At 67.2% G+C, this 15,284-nt stretch carries 13 protein-coding genes; 5 read left to right on the top strand and 8 right to left on the bottom strand.

What is annotated here, in order from left to right; all coding sequences use genetic code 11:
• Positions 1 to 21: 21 nt before the first annotated feature.
• Positions 22 to 756 (top strand): Rv3717 family N-acetylmuramoyl-L-alanine amidase, encoded by a 735-nt coding sequence (locus H289_RS0105035; RefSeq protein ID WP_036420132.1) that lies wholly within the window; start codon positions 22 to 24, stop codon positions 754 to 756.
• Here the strand turns inward: H289_RS0105035 and H289_RS0105030 are convergent.
• Positions 753 to 1,580 (bottom strand): helix-turn-helix transcriptional regulator, encoded by an 828-nt coding sequence (locus H289_RS0105030; RefSeq protein WP_020099664.1) that lies wholly within the window; start codon positions 1,578 to 1,580, stop codon positions 753 to 755. The genes H289_RS0105035 and H289_RS0105030 overlap by 4 nt on opposite strands.
• 83 nt (positions 1,581 to 1,663) lie before the next feature.
• On the opposite strand from H289_RS0105030, the gene ilvD reads away from it, so the two are divergent.
• Positions 1,664 to 3,577: a dihydroxy-acid dehydratase gene (gene ilvD / locus H289_RS0105025; RefSeq protein ID WP_051128408.1), complete on the top strand. Its 1,914-nt coding sequence runs from the start codon at positions 1,664 to 1,666 to the stop codon at positions 3,575 to 3,577.
• On the opposite strand, the gene H289_RS0105020 is transcribed toward ilvD, so the two are convergent.
• The 4 genes from H289_RS0105020 to H289_RS29745 all read right to left on the bottom strand — a co-directional run bounded on the left by H289_RS0105020 (position 3,561) and on the right by H289_RS29745 (position 8,158).
• The gene (locus H289_RS0105020) at positions 3,561 to 5,081 is read right to left on the bottom strand and encodes an aldehyde dehydrogenase family protein (RefSeq protein WP_502685694.1); all 1,521 of its coding nucleotides are present in this window, start codon (positions 5,079 to 5,081) and stop codon (positions 3,561 to 3,563) included. The two genes, ilvD and H289_RS0105020, sit on opposite strands and share 17 nt — an antisense overlap.
• 9 nt (positions 5,082 to 5,090) lie before the next feature.
• A complete protein-coding gene (locus tag H289_RS0105015; RefSeq protein WP_020099661.1) occupies positions 5,091 to 6,395 on the bottom strand; it encodes an alanine racemase in 1,305 nt (434 codons plus the stop codon).
• A gap of 3 nt (positions 6,396 to 6,398) precedes the next feature.
• On the bottom strand, positions 6,399 to 6,683 hold the full coding sequence (locus H289_RS0105010; protein WP_020099660.1) for a hypothetical protein: 285 nt from the start codon (positions 6,681 to 6,683) through the stop codon (positions 6,399 to 6,401).
• Between the two features lie 74 nt (positions 6,684 to 6,757).
• Positions 6,758 to 8,158: an APC family permease gene (locus tag H289_RS29745; protein WP_020099659.1), complete on the bottom strand. Its 1,401-nt coding sequence runs from the start codon at positions 8,156 to 8,158 to the stop codon at positions 6,758 to 6,760.
• Between the two features lie 303 nt (positions 8,159 to 8,461).
• On the opposite strand from H289_RS29745, the gene H289_RS0105000 reads away from it, so the two are divergent.
• A complete protein-coding gene (locus tag H289_RS0105000; RefSeq protein WP_020099658.1) occupies positions 8,462 to 9,157 on the top strand; it encodes a FadR/GntR family transcriptional regulator in 696 nt (231 codons plus the stop codon).
• Between the two features lie 40 nt (positions 9,158 to 9,197).
• Here H289_RS0105000 and H289_RS0104995 read toward each other — a convergent pair whose 3' ends face one another.
• Entirely contained in the window at positions 9,198 to 10,634 is a 1,437-nt protein-coding gene (locus H289_RS0104995) for an amidase (RefSeq protein WP_020099657.1), read from the bottom strand.
• 210 nt (positions 10,635 to 10,844) lie between these two features.
• The gene (locus H289_RS0104990) at positions 10,845 to 11,738 is read right to left on the bottom strand and encodes a hypothetical protein (RefSeq protein WP_020099656.1); all 894 of its coding nucleotides are present in this window, start codon (positions 11,736 to 11,738) and stop codon (positions 10,845 to 10,847) included.
• 63 nt (positions 11,739 to 11,801) lie between these two features.
• Here H289_RS0104990 and H289_RS0104985 point away from each other — a divergent pair, with 63 nt between their 5' ends.
• Both H289_RS0104985 and H289_RS0104980 read left to right on the top strand, forming a co-directional pair.
• On the top strand, positions 11,802 to 12,593 hold the full coding sequence (locus tag H289_RS0104985; RefSeq protein WP_020099655.1) for an SDR family NAD(P)-dependent oxidoreductase: 792 nt from the start codon (positions 11,802 to 11,804) through the stop codon (positions 12,591 to 12,593).
• A gap of 1 nt (position 12,594) precedes the next feature.
• The gene (locus tag H289_RS0104980) at positions 12,595 to 13,695 is read left to right on the top strand and encodes an NAD(P)/FAD-dependent oxidoreductase (RefSeq protein WP_020099654.1); all 1,101 of its coding nucleotides are present in this window, start codon (positions 12,595 to 12,597) and stop codon (positions 13,693 to 13,695) included.
• Here the strand turns inward: H289_RS0104980 and H289_RS0104975 are convergent, their stop codons facing one another.
• Positions 13,696 to 15,240: an acyl-CoA carboxylase subunit beta gene (locus H289_RS0104975; protein WP_020099653.1), complete on the bottom strand. Its 1,545-nt coding sequence runs from the start codon at positions 15,238 to 15,240 to the stop codon at positions 13,696 to 13,698. It lies immediately after the preceding gene.
• Between the last annotated feature and the right edge of the window lie 44 nt (positions 15,241 to 15,284).

Genomic DNA, 15,284 nt, shown 5'->3' with positions numbered 1-15,284 from the left:
GGCTGCATCTCGCGCCGACGCATGCTGAGAATGGCTGCTGCGGCGCCGGTTCTGGTCGGTATGCCTGCCGTTGTGTCGTCGCTCACCGCACCCGTGGCCAGAGCCGCTGGGCTGGCCGGTGCCGTCGTGTTCCTCGACCCGGGGCACAACGGGGCCAACGACTCGTCGATCACCAAGCAGGTGCCCACCGGCCGCGGCGGCACCAAGGACTGCCAGACCAGTGGCACGTCCACGACGGCGGGCTTCCCCGAACATTCGTTCACCTGGAACGTGGTGCTGCTGATGCAGCAGCAGCTGGCGAACGCCGGCGTGCAGGTGCACCTGTCGCGCAACAACGACAACGCCCTCGGGCCGTGCGTCGACCAGCGCGCCGAGATGGCGAACGCCCTGCGGCCCAATGCGGTCGTGTCGGTCCACGCCGACGGCGGTCCCGCGGGCGGCCACGGATTCCACGTCAACTACTCGGCGCCGCCGCTGAACCAGGTGCAGGCCGGACCGTCGGTGCGATTCGCCCAGATCATGCGCGATCGGATGGTGGCCGCGGGGCTGACGCCGGCGACCTACATCGGCAGCAACGGTCTGTACGGCCGGGCCGACCTGACCGGTCTGAACCTCGCTCAGTTTCCGTCGATCCTGGTCGAGTGCGGCAACATGAAGAACCCCGAAGAGGGCGCCGCCATGGCCACGATGCAGGGGTGGCAGACCTACGCCAACGCCATCTGCCAAGGCATCGCCGCATTCATCCAGGCCAGCTAGCCGCCCCGGATACTGTCGAGCTGCCGGTCCGCCTCCGCGGTGGCCGGGGTGTAGACGACGATGTTCAGATCCGGCAGGTCAGCCGGGGCCAGCCGGTGATACTCCAGCTCGATATCGCCGAGTGCCTCGTGGGCGAACCGACGGATCCGGGTCTGAAAACCCTCGATGGTGTGGTCGTTCCAGACGCGGTCGAATTCCTGGCTGTCCGCGCGCAATCGGTCGAGTAGTTCGACCACCGCGGGCTCGCCGAGTCGGGCGCCGTTCTGCATGCGGTACTCCGAAACGAAGCGCCGACTCTCCACGTCCCAGTCCGGCATCAGCTGCCGGATCGACGGATCGGTGAACACCAGCCACAACAGATTGCGATCCTCGCGAGCGACCGTCCGCACCCGCGGATACAGCGCCGCGTAGGCGCGATTCCATGCGGTGATCTCCCAGTCGAGATCGATCGCGAAGGCCGGCGAGCGGCCGAACGCCTCCAGAAGCCGGAGCAGATGATCAGGCGGTTCGCCGGTATCCGGCATGAGTTGCGCGCCGCCCGGGGAGAAACCGGCGAGTGACAGCAGGTACGTCTGGTCGGCAGGGGAGAGCCGCAGCGTTTCCCCGATGGCGTCGAGCACCTGCCGCGACGGGTTGATGTCACGGCCCTGCTCCAGCCACGTGTACCAGGTGACGCTGATGGCGGACAGGAACGCCACTTCCTCACGGCGGAGGCCGTTCTGGCGGCCCCGGATCGGCGGCAGATCGTGCTCGGCGCGGTCGACCGCCTCCCGGCGCATCCGCAGGAATCCGCCCAGCTCTGCGCGGGCGGCCTGGTTGGACATCGCTCAATGTTAAGGCTGGTAGTGGCAGTACTAGAGGCAGCACCGTCTTCGCCTGTCGCGCGCCGTCCACAAGCATGGGTGCCATGCCCGAATTGAGATCCAGGACCGTCACCCACGGCCGGAACATGGCCGGCGCGCGGGCGTTGCTGCGCGCCGCCGGTGTGTCCGGCGCCGACTTCGGCAAGCCAATTGTGGCTGTGGCCAACAGTTTCACCGAGTTTGTGCCCGGCCACACCCATCTGCAGCCGGTGGGCCGCATCGTGTGCGACGCGGTGCAGGCTGCCGGCGGAATAGCGCGGGAGTTCAACACCATCGCTGTCGATGACGGCATCGCCATGGGGCACGGCGGCATGTTGTACTCGCTGCCGTCCCGCGACCTGATCGCCGACTCGATCGAGTACATGGTCAATGCGCACCGCGCAGATGCGCTGGTCTGTATCTCCAACTGCGACAAGATCACTCCCGGCATGTTGATGGCCGCGCTGCGGTTGAACGTGCCGACGGTGTTCGTGTCGGGCGGGCCGATGGAAGGCGGCACGGCGACGCTCGTCGACGGCACGGTGCGCACCGGCCTGCACCTGATCTCGGCGGTGACCGACGCGGTCGCTCCCGAGGTCTCGGACGCCGACCTCGAGCGCGTCGAGGCCGCGGCGTGCCCGACCTGCGGGTCGTGCTCCGGCATGTTCACCGCGAACTCGATGAACTGTCTCACCGAGGCGATCGGGCTGGCCCTGCCGGGCAACGGCACGACGCTGGCGACCCACACGGCGCGTCGCGCGCTCTATGAGGACGCCGGTGCGGCCGTCATGGCTCTGGCCCGGCGCTACTACAACGAGGACGACGAGAGCGCGCTACCCCGCAACATTGCTTCTGCCGCAGCGTTTTCCAACGCCATGGTGGTCGACATCGCGATGGGTGGGTCAACCAACACCATCCTGCATCTGCTCGCGGCGGCACGTGAAGCGGAGGTGGACTTCGATCTTGCCGATATCGAAGCGCTCTCCACCAGGATTCCGTGCATCTGCAAGGTCGCCCCCAACGGCAAGTACCTGATGGAGGATGTGCACCGGGCCGGTGGCATCCCCGCCGTGATGGGAGAGCTGCTGCGTGCGGGCCTGCTGGACACCAATGTGCATGCGATCCATGCTGATTCGCTCACCTCGTGGCTCGAGACGTGGGACACGAGATCTCCCAAGGTCTCGGACGCGGCCGTGGACCTGTTTTTCGCCGCGCCGGGCGGGGTGCGGTCCAGTTCTGCGTTTTCGCAGTCCTGCCGCTGGGAGAACCTCGACCTCGACGCGGTGTCAGGCTGTATCCGCGATGTCGCGCATGCGTATTCGGCCGACGGCGGGCTGGCCATCCTGCGCGGAAACCTCGCCGAGGGCGGGTGCGTGGTCAAGACAGCCGGCGTCGACGACTCGATCCTGCGCTTCAGCGGCCCCGCCGTGGTCGTCGAATCCCAGGAGGAGGCACAGGACGTCATCTTGAGCGGCCGGGTGCAGCCCGGCGACGTCGTCGTGGTGCGCTACGAGGGCCCCCGCGGTGGGCCCGGGATGCAGGAAATGCTCTATCCCACCTCGTATCTCAAGGGTGTCGGGCTCGGGAAGGTGTGCGCGCTGATCACCGACGGGCGGTTCTCCGGCGGATCCTCGGGGTTGTCGATCGGCCACATCTCGCCGGAGGCAGCGGCCGGAGGCGTCATCGCCCTGGTGCAGGACGGGGACCGCATCGACATCGACATCCCGGGCCGCCGCATCGAATTGGGCGTCGACGCAACCGAACTCGACGCCCGCCGGCATCGGCTGGAACAGGGCGGCGGGTACTGGCCGAAGCACCGGGACCGTGAGGTGTCGCCCGCGCTGCGGGCCTACGCCGCCATGGCCCTGTCGGCAGACCAGGGGGCGGTGCGCGACGTGTCGGGGATCGAGGCCGCGAGCCGAGCCGCCGGGGCGCAGGCTCGGCTCGCGGCGGCTGGTGCCGCTACAACGCAACGTTGACGGCTTTGGTCTGGGTGTAGAGGTCGATGGCCCCTGCACCCAGTTCCCTGCCCCATCCCGATTGCTTGTAGCCGCCGAACGGCATCGCGGTGTCGAAGCCGTTGTACTGATTGACCCAGACCGATCCGGCGTGCAGTTGCCGGGCCAGCCGGTGCGCCCTGGAGATGTCACGCGTCCAGATGCCGGCGGCCAGCCCGTAGATCGAGTCGTTGGCGGCAGCGGCGATGTCGTCATCTGCTCGGAACGGCATGGCCGCCACCACCGGGCCGAAGATCTCTTCCGCCACCACGCGGAACTGCGGCTGTACATCGACGAATACGGTCGGTTCGACAAAGAAACCTTGGTCGCCCCAGCGTTTTCCACCACACAGGGCGCGTGCGCCGTCTGTCAGTCCTGCTGCCAGATAATCGGTGACTTTATCGAACTGGCTCTGTGAGACCAGCGGACCGAGCTGCGTGGCCGGATCGAGGCCGTGGCCGATCGTCACTCGGGACGCGGCGTCGGCCACCGCTGCGGTGAACTCGTCGAAGATGTGGTGCTCGACGAACAATCGCGTTCCGGCGACGCAACACTGACCGTGGTTGAACAGCCAGGCGTTGAGTGAACCGGTCACGGCGGCATCGAAATCGGCATCCGCGAACACGATGTTGGCGCTTTTGCCACCCAGCTCGAGCGATACCTTCTTGAGGTTGCCGCCGGCCGCGGCCAACACCCGCTTGCCGACCTCGGTGGAACCCGTGAATGCGATCTTGTCCACGCCCTCGTGCGCGGCCAGTGCCGCACCCGCATCACCGAAGCCGGTCACCACGTTGACCACGCCTGGCGGAAAACCCGCCTCCAGAAAGAGCTCGCCCAGCAGCAGCGCCGAAAGAGGCGTCTGCTCAGCCGGTTTGAGGACGACGGTGTTGCCGGCGGCCAGGGCCGGGGCCAGCTTCCACGCCGCCATCAGGATCGGGAAGTTCCACGGCACGATGAGTCCGCAGACACCGACGGGCTCACGCAGGGTGTAGGCGTGGAACTGGCCGCCGGGAACGAACGGCATGGACACGTCGACCGTCGTGCCCTCGATCTTGGTGCACCAGCCCGCGTAGTAGCGGAAGACGTCGGCCGCCCATGCCACATCGACGGCCGCGGCGACCGCGGCGGACTTTCCGTTGTCGAGGGCCTCCAACTGGCCGATCTCCTCGGCGCGCTCCGAGAGCAGATCACCGACTCGCCACAAGAGGCGTTCGCGCTCATTGGGTTTGAGCGATGGCCAGGCTCCGGTGTCGAATGCGCGGCGGGCGGCTCGCACGGCGCGGTCGACGTCCTGCGCATCGGCGCGGGGGACCTCGGCGAGGCGCAGACCCGTGCCCGGGTCCGTGGTCGAGAACATCCGGCCCGCGTCGGGTTCGGTCCACTCGTCGCCGATGAGCAGCCGCTTGGGCCTGCGTAGGAAGCGGGTGACCGCGGGGAGAACGGTGTGGCCGGCGACGGTCATCGCATCGGTTGTCGTGGATGTCATGGCTGTGCCTCAGCTCTCGCCGCGGTAGGAGCGGCCGACCGCGTCGAGACGGTCGAGTGTGTGCTGCAGTGGAAGCACGTTGAACGACTCGTCGAGTTGGTTGCACGCGGCATCGAAGACGCCCTCGACGCGCGGGTTACCGGTGGCGATGCCGCTGACGGCAGCGGTGTAACCACGCTCGAGGAATGCCTGGGGGTGATGCACCACCAGGACGGTGTCGCCGATTGCCGGCATCGGCTCACCCGGGCCGAATACCCCGTGGGCGTCAACCATTTCGTTGTACAGATACGGAATGCGGCAGCCCCTCGCGGAGTCGAGATCGGTTCCGGCCGCAGCGGACATGGGCTCCGGGTCATACAGATCGGAGACGAAGTTGAACACACCGCCCGCGGTGTAGACATTGTCGCCCCAGTAGTGGCTGACCTCGGTGACCACGACTTGTGCCGGTCGTTCGGCCATGTCCTGCTTGGCATGGAAGCCGCCCGACCCGGCCAGCGACACCCCGGGCTCCACTTCGGTGACGCCGTAGCTCGCGAGGACGGGAAACGTTCCGACGTTGGCGTTGCCGCCGACGTTGAGATGAAGATCGGCCAGACCAAGTTCTCTTTCCAGCAGTTCCTTGGCGCGCAGCATGGTGAAGAACGCCTCGGTCGGTTTCACCACCGACGGATCACCGGTTTCCCCGTAGCTGATGGCGGAGAATTGGGTCAATCCCGCGACCTCGACGTTCGGAAGGTCCAGCAGCGGTCGGATTCCGGCAACACAGGTGTCCTCGGTCCACCCGCCGACAAGCCCGCTGAACGCGCCGTCGTCGACGCCGACGATCGGTGTTCCGGTCGGTGCCTGGTTGGTGACCCGCACGTAGAGCCGCTGCGTGACGCCGAGCCGCGCAGCCGCGGCGGAGACCCGCGCAGCAGCCTCGTAGGTGTAGACCGTGATGAATTCGGGGCGCATCGCGACCACCGCGGGAACCTGCGCGGCCGGGACGTTCTGGATGTGGCCGACGTTTCCGAGGGGGAATCCATAGCGGTGAATCCGGTGTGCCTGAAGCGTTTCCACCGCACAGGTGGACGGGATACCGCACTCCAGCATCACCTTGGTCATAAAGGGGTTCAGACCGTTCTGCTTGGTCATGGCGTATACGCGCAGCCCGTGTTTCTCGGCGGCCGCGGCAGTGCGGCGCGCGTTCTGGGCGATCATGTCAAGGTCGATCAATTGCGTGGCCGATGGCACCGCGCCTGCCTGATGCAGCTTGATGGCTGCAGCGAGCATGTTCGGGTTGAGTGCGAAGGCGCGGTCGAGAAGTGTTCTCATGTTTCAGCTTTCGGTGTAGTAGGCGGCGAGTTCCGGGAGTGAGAGGGCCGGCGGATTGTCGAGATCGAGTCCGGTGCAGGCGCGCAGCGAATCTTTGAACCACCGGTCGAACGGTCGTGCCGATACGCTCATTCGGCCGAGCGCCAGGGCGAAGTCGACGCATTCCAGGTAGGCCACGAGGATGTCGCCGGCGCCGGATCGGACGATGAACCACGCTTCTTTGGTCACTTCGAGTTCGCGTTGTGATTCGCCGTAGGCCTCCGCACGCGGGCCGGCCAGTTCGGCCATGAATACCTCGGTGCGTGGCGTCTGGCCCGCGAGAATCGGAAGATGAAGGCAGGTGGGGGACATGTGGTTTCCTTTCATTTGGCCGGGCTGGTCGCGATGGTTGTGGTGTCGTGGCCGGTTGCGGGCTCGAGATAGCCGAAGTCGGCGTAGCTGTCGGGCCGGGTTCGGCGTAGGTAATACGCACCGAGGAGCCCGATTCCGAAAGCGACGGGCAGCAGCACCCAGAGGTGATTCATCAGGTTCGACGTCGCGCCCGTCAGCGCCGGAAAGTGCCACACCGACAACCCGATACCGGTTGCGAGGAGCAGTGCTGCGGCAATGGGGGCGATGGTCGTGCGCCACAGTTCGCGATCGGGGCGTCGTGCGAAGAACCCGACCACCGCACAACTGGCAAGTCCCTGGAGGCACAGCATCCCCAGAGCGCCGAGGCCGAGGAAGCCGGCCGCGATGTCTTCCACGTCGAGTCGCGTGAGGGCCATGAGCACCAGAACCACGCCGGCGAATCCGAGCTGAGTCCGGCTCGCGATGTGGGGTGAACCGTGCCGGTCGTGGACGCGGGCGAGCGCGCGCGGCAGCGCGCCGTCGCGTGCCAGCGCGAACATGTACCGAGCGGTGGCGTTGTGGAAGGCGAGGAGGGCGGCGAACAGGCTGGTGCACACCAGCAGATGCATGATGTGGTCGGATATCCCGCCGACGTACAAGCTGTTGGCCTTGAAGACGAAGTCCGAATCCTGTTGTGCCGCTTGGACCGCGCCCTGCGGTCCGAATGCCGCGATCAGTGACCAGGTGGTGATCACGTAGAACCCCGTGATGAGTGCCAGCGCGACGTAGGTGGCCCGCGGAATGGTGCGGCGTGGTTCGCGCGCCTCCTCGCCGTAGATCGCGGTCGCTTCGAATCCGGTGAACGAGGAAAACGCGTACACGACGCTCACGCCGATCGTGGCGGTGAAAACCGAACTCGGAGCGAATGATTCGAGTGGGAAAGCTCCTGGTCCGTTTTTGACCAGGACCATCACGTCGAGCAATCCGAGGATGACGAACTCCGCCGCCAGGAGCACGCCGAGCACCTTCGCGCTGAGCTCGATCCGGAAGTACGACAGCGTCACCAGTACCAGGTAGGCGAGCAACGACCAGACCTGCCAGGGCAGTTCGATACCGAGGTCGGCCGATGCGGCACCTTGGGTCGAGATGCCGACGAAGGCGATCAGGGCGACGACGTAGGCGTTGTAACAGATCAGTGCGATCATGGCGGCCCCCATCCCAAAGGCACGTCCCAGTCCGCGTGTGATGTACACGTAGAACGCGCCGGCGCTGACCACATGACGGCTCATGGCCACGTATCCGACGGCGAACAGGGCCAGGGTGATGCCTGCGATCACGTAGATGCCCGGAGTGCCGATGCCGTTGCCGTGTCCGATGGATGCGCCGGCCCCGACGAACATCGCCCCGAGCGGCGATGCTGCAGCCACGACCATGAAAACGATTGCCCCCGTGCCGATCTGGCCTGAGCGTAGGCGCGGGGGAGGGTTGCGGTCCGAGAGAGCCATGCTGGCCAACTTTCTGGTGTGAAGTGCTGAGAGGTTGTGCGGCGTAGTCCTTCGGGGCCGCTGGCAGAGAGGCGATGCCGATTTCACCGGCAGGCAGTAGCGTATAAGTCATCAGACAACCTGACAAGTGCTGAATGTGAGTTGGCCAACATCACGAGACTGGAGGCGACTGGGCATCGGCGTGCGCCCGGGGAAATGTCCACTCGTCAGACAACCTGTTAGCGTTTGCGCATGGCAGTGCTTCGCAGGTTTTCGCTCGTAGAGCAGGCGGCGGACCAGATCGCGGCGCGTATCACGGCGGGCGAGTGGCAGATCGGCGCCAAGCTTCCCGCCGAGTCGGCATTGGCCGGTGAGCTCGGTGTCGGTAGATCCACTGTGCGCGAGGCGATCAAGGAGCTTCGCGGTCGAGGCCTGGTCGAGGCTCGTCAGGGTTCCGGCGTGTATGTCACTGCGCTCGAGCGCTCCGAAGACTGGGAAGTGGTCCTGCGCCGCGCTGATATCGACGATGTACTCGAAGTTCGGGAGGCCATCGAGACGGCGGCCACGAGCTTGGCCGCCACCCGTCGGGATTCCGGGGATCTCGCCCGGCTCCGGGCGACGCTGAAGAAACGCGCGGATGCCGAGCATGGTGGATCGGACACCGAACTCGTGGACGCCGACCTTGAGTTCCATCGCACCGTGGTGCGTGCGGCACACAACCCGGTGCTGTCAGAACTCTTCGAATCCTTTGCGCCGCGGGTGCGTACGGCGATGGTCGACATGTTGCAGCTCGCGCCCGACGACCGGTACCGGCATGATCAGGCGGTCCATTCCGAGATTCTGGACGCGATCCGGCGACGCGATCCCGCGGGCGCCATGGCGGCCATGCTGGGGCAGCTGGAATCCGACCGCCGCGGAAACGAACGGGCCGTCACAGATACGCAGTGAGTTCGGCGTTGCCGCCGGCGAGACGGCAACGCCGAATACATCAGCGTTGAACTGCAAGGACATTCGGCCGGTGATGAGACCACGGCCGGGCTCGTTCGTACGCCGAGGCCACGCTGAGCACCTGGGCGTCCGCACGTAGTCCGCCGATGATCTGCAGCCCGACCGGCATTCCGGCGGACGTGAATCCGGCAGGCACGGAGATGGCCGGGTTGGTCGTCATGTTGAAGGGATAGGTCAGGACCCAGCCCATCAGCTGGTGCGGCAGGGGCGCACCGGACAGGCTGTCGGGGCAGAACGCGTCGGCGGCGAACGTGGGCTGAGTGGTGACCGGTGTGACGAGAAAGTCGAAGTCGCACATGAACGCCGTCATCTGATCGACCATGCGGCCGCGTTCCGCGTCGGCTCGCTGGATTTCGCGAGCCGTCAGCCGCGCTCCTGACCGGATCAATTCGACGAACTGGTCATCGACCTCGCCAGAGTGCGCATCCCAGTCCGCGGCATCGAGCATCGACGAATACACCGGTGCCCACACGCCTTCCCACATGGCTTGCTCGGGATTGCCCCACCCGGGATCGGCTTCGTCGACGGTGCAGCCCAGCTCCGTGAACGCCGAGACCGCGCGTAGACAGATCTCCTCGATCTCGGGGTCGACGGTGGCGAACCCCAGATTCGGAGACCACGCAAAGCGCGCGCCATCGATGTCACGATCCAGCGCCGCGACGTAGTCGACGTGGTCCGACGGCAAGGACAGCGGGTCCGCCGGATCGAACCCGGCCATGGCGTTGAGCATCAGCGCGGCATCGCCCACCGTGCGGGTGATCGGTCCGTGGTAGGCGAAGGTATGGAACCGGCCGGCGAGCCGAGTCTGCGGAATGCGGCCCAGCGCTGGTTTGAAGCCGACGACACCGTTCACCGCGGCGGGAATGCGCACGGACCCACCGCCGTCCGTGCCCTGCGCGAGCTGGCCCATCCCGGCTGCCACCGCTGCCCCGGCGCCGCTGCTGGAGCCGCCCGCCGTCATACCGTGGCGCCACGGATTGTGGGTCGTGCCGTACAGATGGTTGGACGACGTCGCCTTGTAGCCGCCCTCCGCGCTGTTGGTCTTGCCGAGAAACAGTCCGCCCGCCGCCCGTAGCCGTGCCGCCACGGGTTCGTCGTGCTCGGCGACCGCGTCTTTGAACGGGACGACGCCCGACGTCACGGGCGTTCCCGCCACAGCGCACACCTCTTTCACGCTGTAGGGGATGCCGTGCAGGGGTGGCAGCGGTCGCCGTCCCGCAAGCTGTTCGGTGAGCGCCTTTGCATCGGCCAATACCTGATCGGGATCGTGGTACACGAACGCATTGAGTTGCGGATTGACATCCGATATCCGGCCCAGCACGGCCTCGGCGACGTCGACCGGGGTGATCTCCCGGTCGCTGATCCTCCGCGACAACTCCACGGCGGGCATCCAGCACAGCTCTTCGTAATCGGACATGGCCCTCACTTTCCAGCGGTTGATTGGGCAGGCCTGCAATCCGGAGCCTACAACTTATCTGACAACCTGATAAGTGCTACGGGTCGGCGCCGGCTGCGAAACATCGGAGCCGGCCGCGGAGAACGCCTGACCCCGCAGAAATCCGCGGAGCTTTTCAGATCGGTGAAAGGTGATGGGAAATATTGGATTTCGGTCAGAGTCGAGAGCGGCCTAGAGCTCAGCCAGCGCAACCCCGGTGACGCCGGGACCCAGTTGCGCCAGCTCGCGGTCGGTCCCGTCGGCGAGGTTCACCACGCGGATGCCGCCAGTGCGCAGCTCGCTCACGTAGTACGTCGTGTCATCGGCGGTCGTCAGACCGATCGCCTCCTGATAGCCACGGGCCACGATGTCGTACATCCCGACCGCAGGCTGGACCCGTCCACGGTTGAGCGTGTTGCCGTCCGGCTCGGCGCCGCGGTCCGTCCAGACCAGGTTCCCGGATCCGTCGAGATCGAGGTCGATGGGCTCGGGCAGGTCCTGCCACAGCAGCTCGATGTCGTCGCGGTCGGTGGCCGTCATTCCCGCGGGAATCTCGGTGCCGCACCGGAAGATTCGGCCCTGCCCGCCGTCGGGTGCGCCCTTCTGCGTCCAGTAGACCAGGCGATTGACGGGGTCGACGGCGATACCCACACAGTGATTGCGCTCATCCTGCGCGTCGGTGCCCGCCACCACCAGCGTCTCCAAACCCGAACCGTCGAGCCGGCAGCGCAGCACCTGCATGCCTTCGCGGTCGCACCAGTAGAGCAACCCCGCGTCGAAGTCGGCCGTCAGCTGCTTGCCCGTGGTGAACGCGCCCCGCGGCACGATGGTCCGCCGGTCCGAACCGTCCAGATTCACCCGCTCGAGCGATCCGTTGCGGGTGAAGAAGGTGGAGAAGGCTCCGCGTCCGGAGCCGGGGTCCGGAGTGCCCATGTTGGTCCAGTAGATGTGGCCCCGGGCCTGGTCGACGACGATGCCGTCGGGCGTCTCGTCGACGTCGGCGACCAGCGTCCGGACCCGTGAACCGTCGAGGGACACGGCCAGGATCTCCCGCTTGGCGATGTGCAGCACCAATAGTTCGGTCATGCCACGGATTATTCAGCGGGGTCGCTAGCGTTGTGTGACCGGAACATTCATTGGAGGCTGATTGTGCACATTGATCTGACCGGCAAAACCGCCCTGGTAACCGGTTCTACGCAGGGCATCGGGCTGGCCATTGCCGAAGGGCTTGCTGCCAGCGGGGCCCGCGTCGCGGTGAACGGACGCAGCGACGAACGCGTCCAGGCGGCCGTCGCCGAACTCACCGGCAAGGGATTCGCCGACGTCATCGGCGTCGCCGCCGACGTCACGACCGAAGAGGGCGTGGCCCAACTCACCCGACAACTTCCTGATGTCGACATCCTGGTCAACAACCTCGGCATCTTCGGGTCGACGCCGGCGCAGGAGATCACCGACGACGAGTGGCGGCGGTACTTCGAGGTGAACGTGCTGTCCGCGGTGCGGCTCATCCGCACCTACCTGCCGGGGATGACCGAGCGCGGGTGGGGCCGCGCGATCCAGATCGCCAGCGACTCGGCGATCGTCATCCCGGAAGAGATGATCCACTACGGCACGTCCAAGACCGCGCTGCTCGCGGTGACCCGCGGTTTCGCCAAGGATGCGGCAGGCACCGGCGTGACGGTGAACTCGGTGATCGCAGGCCCGACGCACACCGGCGGCGTCGAGGACTTCGTCTATCAGCTGGTCGACAAGAACCTGCCGTGGGACGAGGCGCAGCGCGAGTTCATGATCAAATACCGCCCACAATCGTTGCTGCGCAGGCTGATTGAGCCCGAGGAGATCGCCAACATGGTGGTGTACCTCAGCTCGGAGCAGTCGTCGGCCACCACCGGCGCCGCGGTGCGCGCCGACGGCGGCTACGTCGACTCGATCCTGCCCTGACGTGCGCAAGCGCGTCGTCATCGCCGGGCTGGGGGACAGCGGCATCCTCGCCGCTGTCCGCCTGGCCCCGCACGCCGACGTGGTCGGCATCTCGGTCAAGGACGGCCTGGTCAGCGGGCAGGAACTCGGCATGCGCGTCGCGCGGCCCGACGCCTGGGCGCGGGACTACTTCATCGGTTTCCGGCGGTTCCGTGGCCTGGATGCGGTACGGATCGTGCACGGGGCCCTGACGAGTGCCGACCTCGACGCCCGCACGGTCACGGTCGTGGCGGCCGACGGAACCGAGACCGTCGAGCCGTTCGACGTGCTGGTGATCTCGACCGGGACGACCAACGGGTTCTGGCGCCGCCCGACGCTGCAGACGGCCGACGACGTCGCTACAGATCTGCACGCCACCCACGAACGACTGGCGCGCGCGCAGCGCATCGCGGTCGTAGGTGGCGGCGCCACGGCGGTGAGTAGTGCCGGGAATCTGGCGCGCAGCTGGCCCGACAAGGTCGTCGACCTGTATTTCCCTGGCGCGCAGATACTTCCGGGCTACCATTCCGGAACCCAGGTGCGCGTCGCCCAGCGACTGGCGGAGCTCGGGGTCCGGCTGCATCTCGGGCACCGCGCGGTGCTGCCACCGAATCGCAACGAGATCACCACTGGGCCAATCGAATTCAGCACCGGCCAGCCGGACGGGGAAGCCGATGCCGTGCTGTGGGCCGTCGGGCGCGTCCGACCCAACACGGCGTGGCTGCCTACTGACATCCTCGACGACGACGGCTTCGTGCGCGTCACCCCGGAACTGACGGTGCCGGGGTATCCGAGCGTCTTCGCGGTCGGCGATGTCGCCGCCACCGATCCGCTGCGCACCTCGGCGCGTAACGGTGGCGGTGCGCTGGTCGCGCGAAACATCCTGGCCCAGTTGAAGTCCCGCAAACTGCGCCGCTACCGGCCACCGGCCGTGCGGTGGGGTTCGGTGCTCGGACCGCAGCCCGACGGACTGGAGGTGTTCACCCCATGGGGACAGGCCGTCCGATTCCCGGCGTGGACGGTCGACCGAGTGCTGCAACGCTTCGTGGTGCGTCGTCAGCTGTACCGGGGTGTCCGGGACTGATCACCAGGTGTCGATGAAGCCCCGGCGCGGCGGCAGGCCCGCGGGCGCCGCGGTCGCCAGCGTCGCGGCGATGAGCGACCGGGTCTCGGCTGGATCGATGACGTCGTCGATCTCGAACATCGACGCGGAGTTGAGTGCGGCGGCGTTGGCCTGCGCGGCGGCGGTGGCGTCCCGCACCGCCTGTTCGCGGGCTTCTTCGTCGGCGATCGCCTCGAGTTCCTTACGCAGCCCGAGCCGCACCGCGCCCTCGAGTCCCATCGGTCCGAGGTGTGCCCCCGGCCAGGCCACCGTCAGCAGGGGCTCATGCAGGCTGCCGCCGCACATCGCCTGTGCGCCAAGGCCGTAACCGCGGCGCAGGATAACCGCGATCAAGGGGACGCGTAGCGCCGCACCGGCGACCAGCAGCCGCGACCCGCGCCGGACCAGCGCTTCGGCCTCCGCAGCGGGTCCCACCATGAAGCCCGGGCAGTCGACGAGGGACACCACGGGAATCCCGAAGGCATCGCAGAGTTGCAGGAAGCGGGCCGCCTTGTCGGACGCCGCCGCGGTGATGGCACCGGCCATGACCATGGTGTTGTTGGCGAGCACCCCGACCGGCCGGCCCTCGATCCGGGCCAGTGCGGTCACCAACTCCGGGGCGAACTTCTGCCGCAGGAAGGTGACGGAGCCGTCGTCGGCGAGCGTCTCGATGATCGGCGCGACCTGATACGCGCGGCGCGCGCGCTCGGGAACGATTGTGCGCAAAGCGGTTTGATCCGGCGCGGTGCCGGGTGTGGTGGGCCCGCGGAAGTAGCCGAGTAACTGGCGGGCGACCGAGACCGCGGCAGCCTCGTCGGGCACCACGACGTCGACGACGCCGTTCGGCGCCTGCACCGAGATCGGGCCGACGGCATCGGGCGCGATGTCGCCGAGTCCGCCGCCGGCGATCATCGCCGGGCCACCCATGCCGATCGACGTGTCCTCGGTCGCCACGATCAGATCCGAACAGCCCGCGATCACCGCATTGCCTGCGAAACAGCGGCCCTTGACGACCGCGATGCGCGGCACGACGCCCGACAACCCGGCCCACAGCGCAAAGGCGCGGACATCCAGCGATGACACCGTCGGATGGTCGGTGTCGCCGGGCCGTCCGCCGCCACCCTCGGCGAAGAACACCGTCGGCAGTTTCATGCGCTCGATCAGCTCGAACAACCGGTCCTTCTTGAGGTGCCCGAGGGCGCCCTGGGTACCGGCCAGCACGGTGTAGTCGTACGACAGCACCGCGCACGGGTGGCCGTCGACATGGGCCGTGCCGGCCACCAGGCCGTCGGCCGGAGTGCGCGCGATCAGGTCGTCGAGCTCCCGCCGTGCCCGTTGGGCGGCGATGGCGAACCGGCCGTACTCGACGAAGCTGCCGTCGTCGACCAGGTCGAGGATGTTCTCGCGGGCCGTCCGTCCGCCGGCGTCATGTCGGCGCTGGACGGCGTCCGGTCGGGCGGCATCCTCGGTGAGCGCCCGCCGGCGCAGGAGCTCGATGTGGTCGTCGCGGAACGGTACTTCGGGCATTGGGCCGGGCATGGGGACAGCCTGCCAGGCGCCCTGGATGGGGG

The sequence above is a fragment of the Mycobacterium sp. 360MFTsu5.1 genome (assembly GCF_000383495.1).
Classification (GTDB): Bacteria; Actinomycetota; Actinomycetes; order Mycobacteriales; family Mycobacteriaceae; genus Mycobacterium; species Mycobacterium mucogenicum_B.
Note: the sequence above shows the minus strand (reverse complement) of the source record. Positions and strands in the feature narration are given on the sequence as shown.

What these genes read in the sequence shown, in the direction of transcription:
- ilvD (WP_051128408.1), top strand. Translation starts at nt 1,664, where the DNA reads ATGCCCGAATTGAGATCCAGGACCGTCACCCACGGCCGGAACATGGCC.
- H289_RS0105035 (WP_036420132.1), top strand. Translation starts at nt 22, where the DNA reads ATGCTGAGAATGGCTGCTGCGGCGCCGGTTCTGGTCGGTATGCCTGCC.
- H289_RS0105010 (WP_020099660.1), bottom strand. Translation starts at nt 6,683, where the DNA reads ATGGCCGAACTGGCCGGCCCGCGTGCGGAGGCCTACGGCGAATCACAA.
- H289_RS0105020 (WP_502685694.1), bottom strand. Translation starts at nt 5,081, where the DNA reads ATGACATCCACGACAACCGATGCGATGACCGTCGCCGGCCACACCGTT.
- H289_RS0105015 (WP_020099661.1), bottom strand. Translation starts at nt 6,395, where the DNA reads ATGAGAACACTTCTCGACCGCGCCTTCGCACTCAACCCGAACATGCTC.
- H289_RS29745 (WP_020099659.1), bottom strand. Translation starts at nt 8,158, where the DNA reads ATGGTCGTGGCTGCAGCATCGCCGCTCGGGGCGATGTTCGTCGGGGCC.
- H289_RS0105000 (WP_020099658.1), top strand. Translation starts at nt 8,462, where the DNA reads ATGGCAGTGCTTCGCAGGTTTTCGCTCGTAGAGCAGGCGGCGGACCAG.
- H289_RS0104975 (WP_020099653.1), bottom strand. Translation starts at nt 15,240, where the DNA reads ATGCCCGAAGTACCGTTCCGCGACGACCACATCGAGCTCCTGCGCCGG.
- H289_RS0104995 (WP_020099657.1), bottom strand. Translation starts at nt 10,634, where the DNA reads ATGTCCGATTACGAAGAGCTGTGCTGGATGCCCGCCGTGGAGTTGTCG.
- H289_RS0105030 (WP_020099664.1), bottom strand. Translation starts at nt 1,580, where the DNA reads ATGTCCAACCAGGCCGCCCGCGCAGAGCTGGGCGGATTCCTGCGGATG.
- H289_RS0104990 (WP_020099656.1), bottom strand. Translation starts at nt 11,738, where the DNA reads ATGACCGAACTATTGGTGCTGCACATCGCCAAGCGGGAGATCCTGGCC.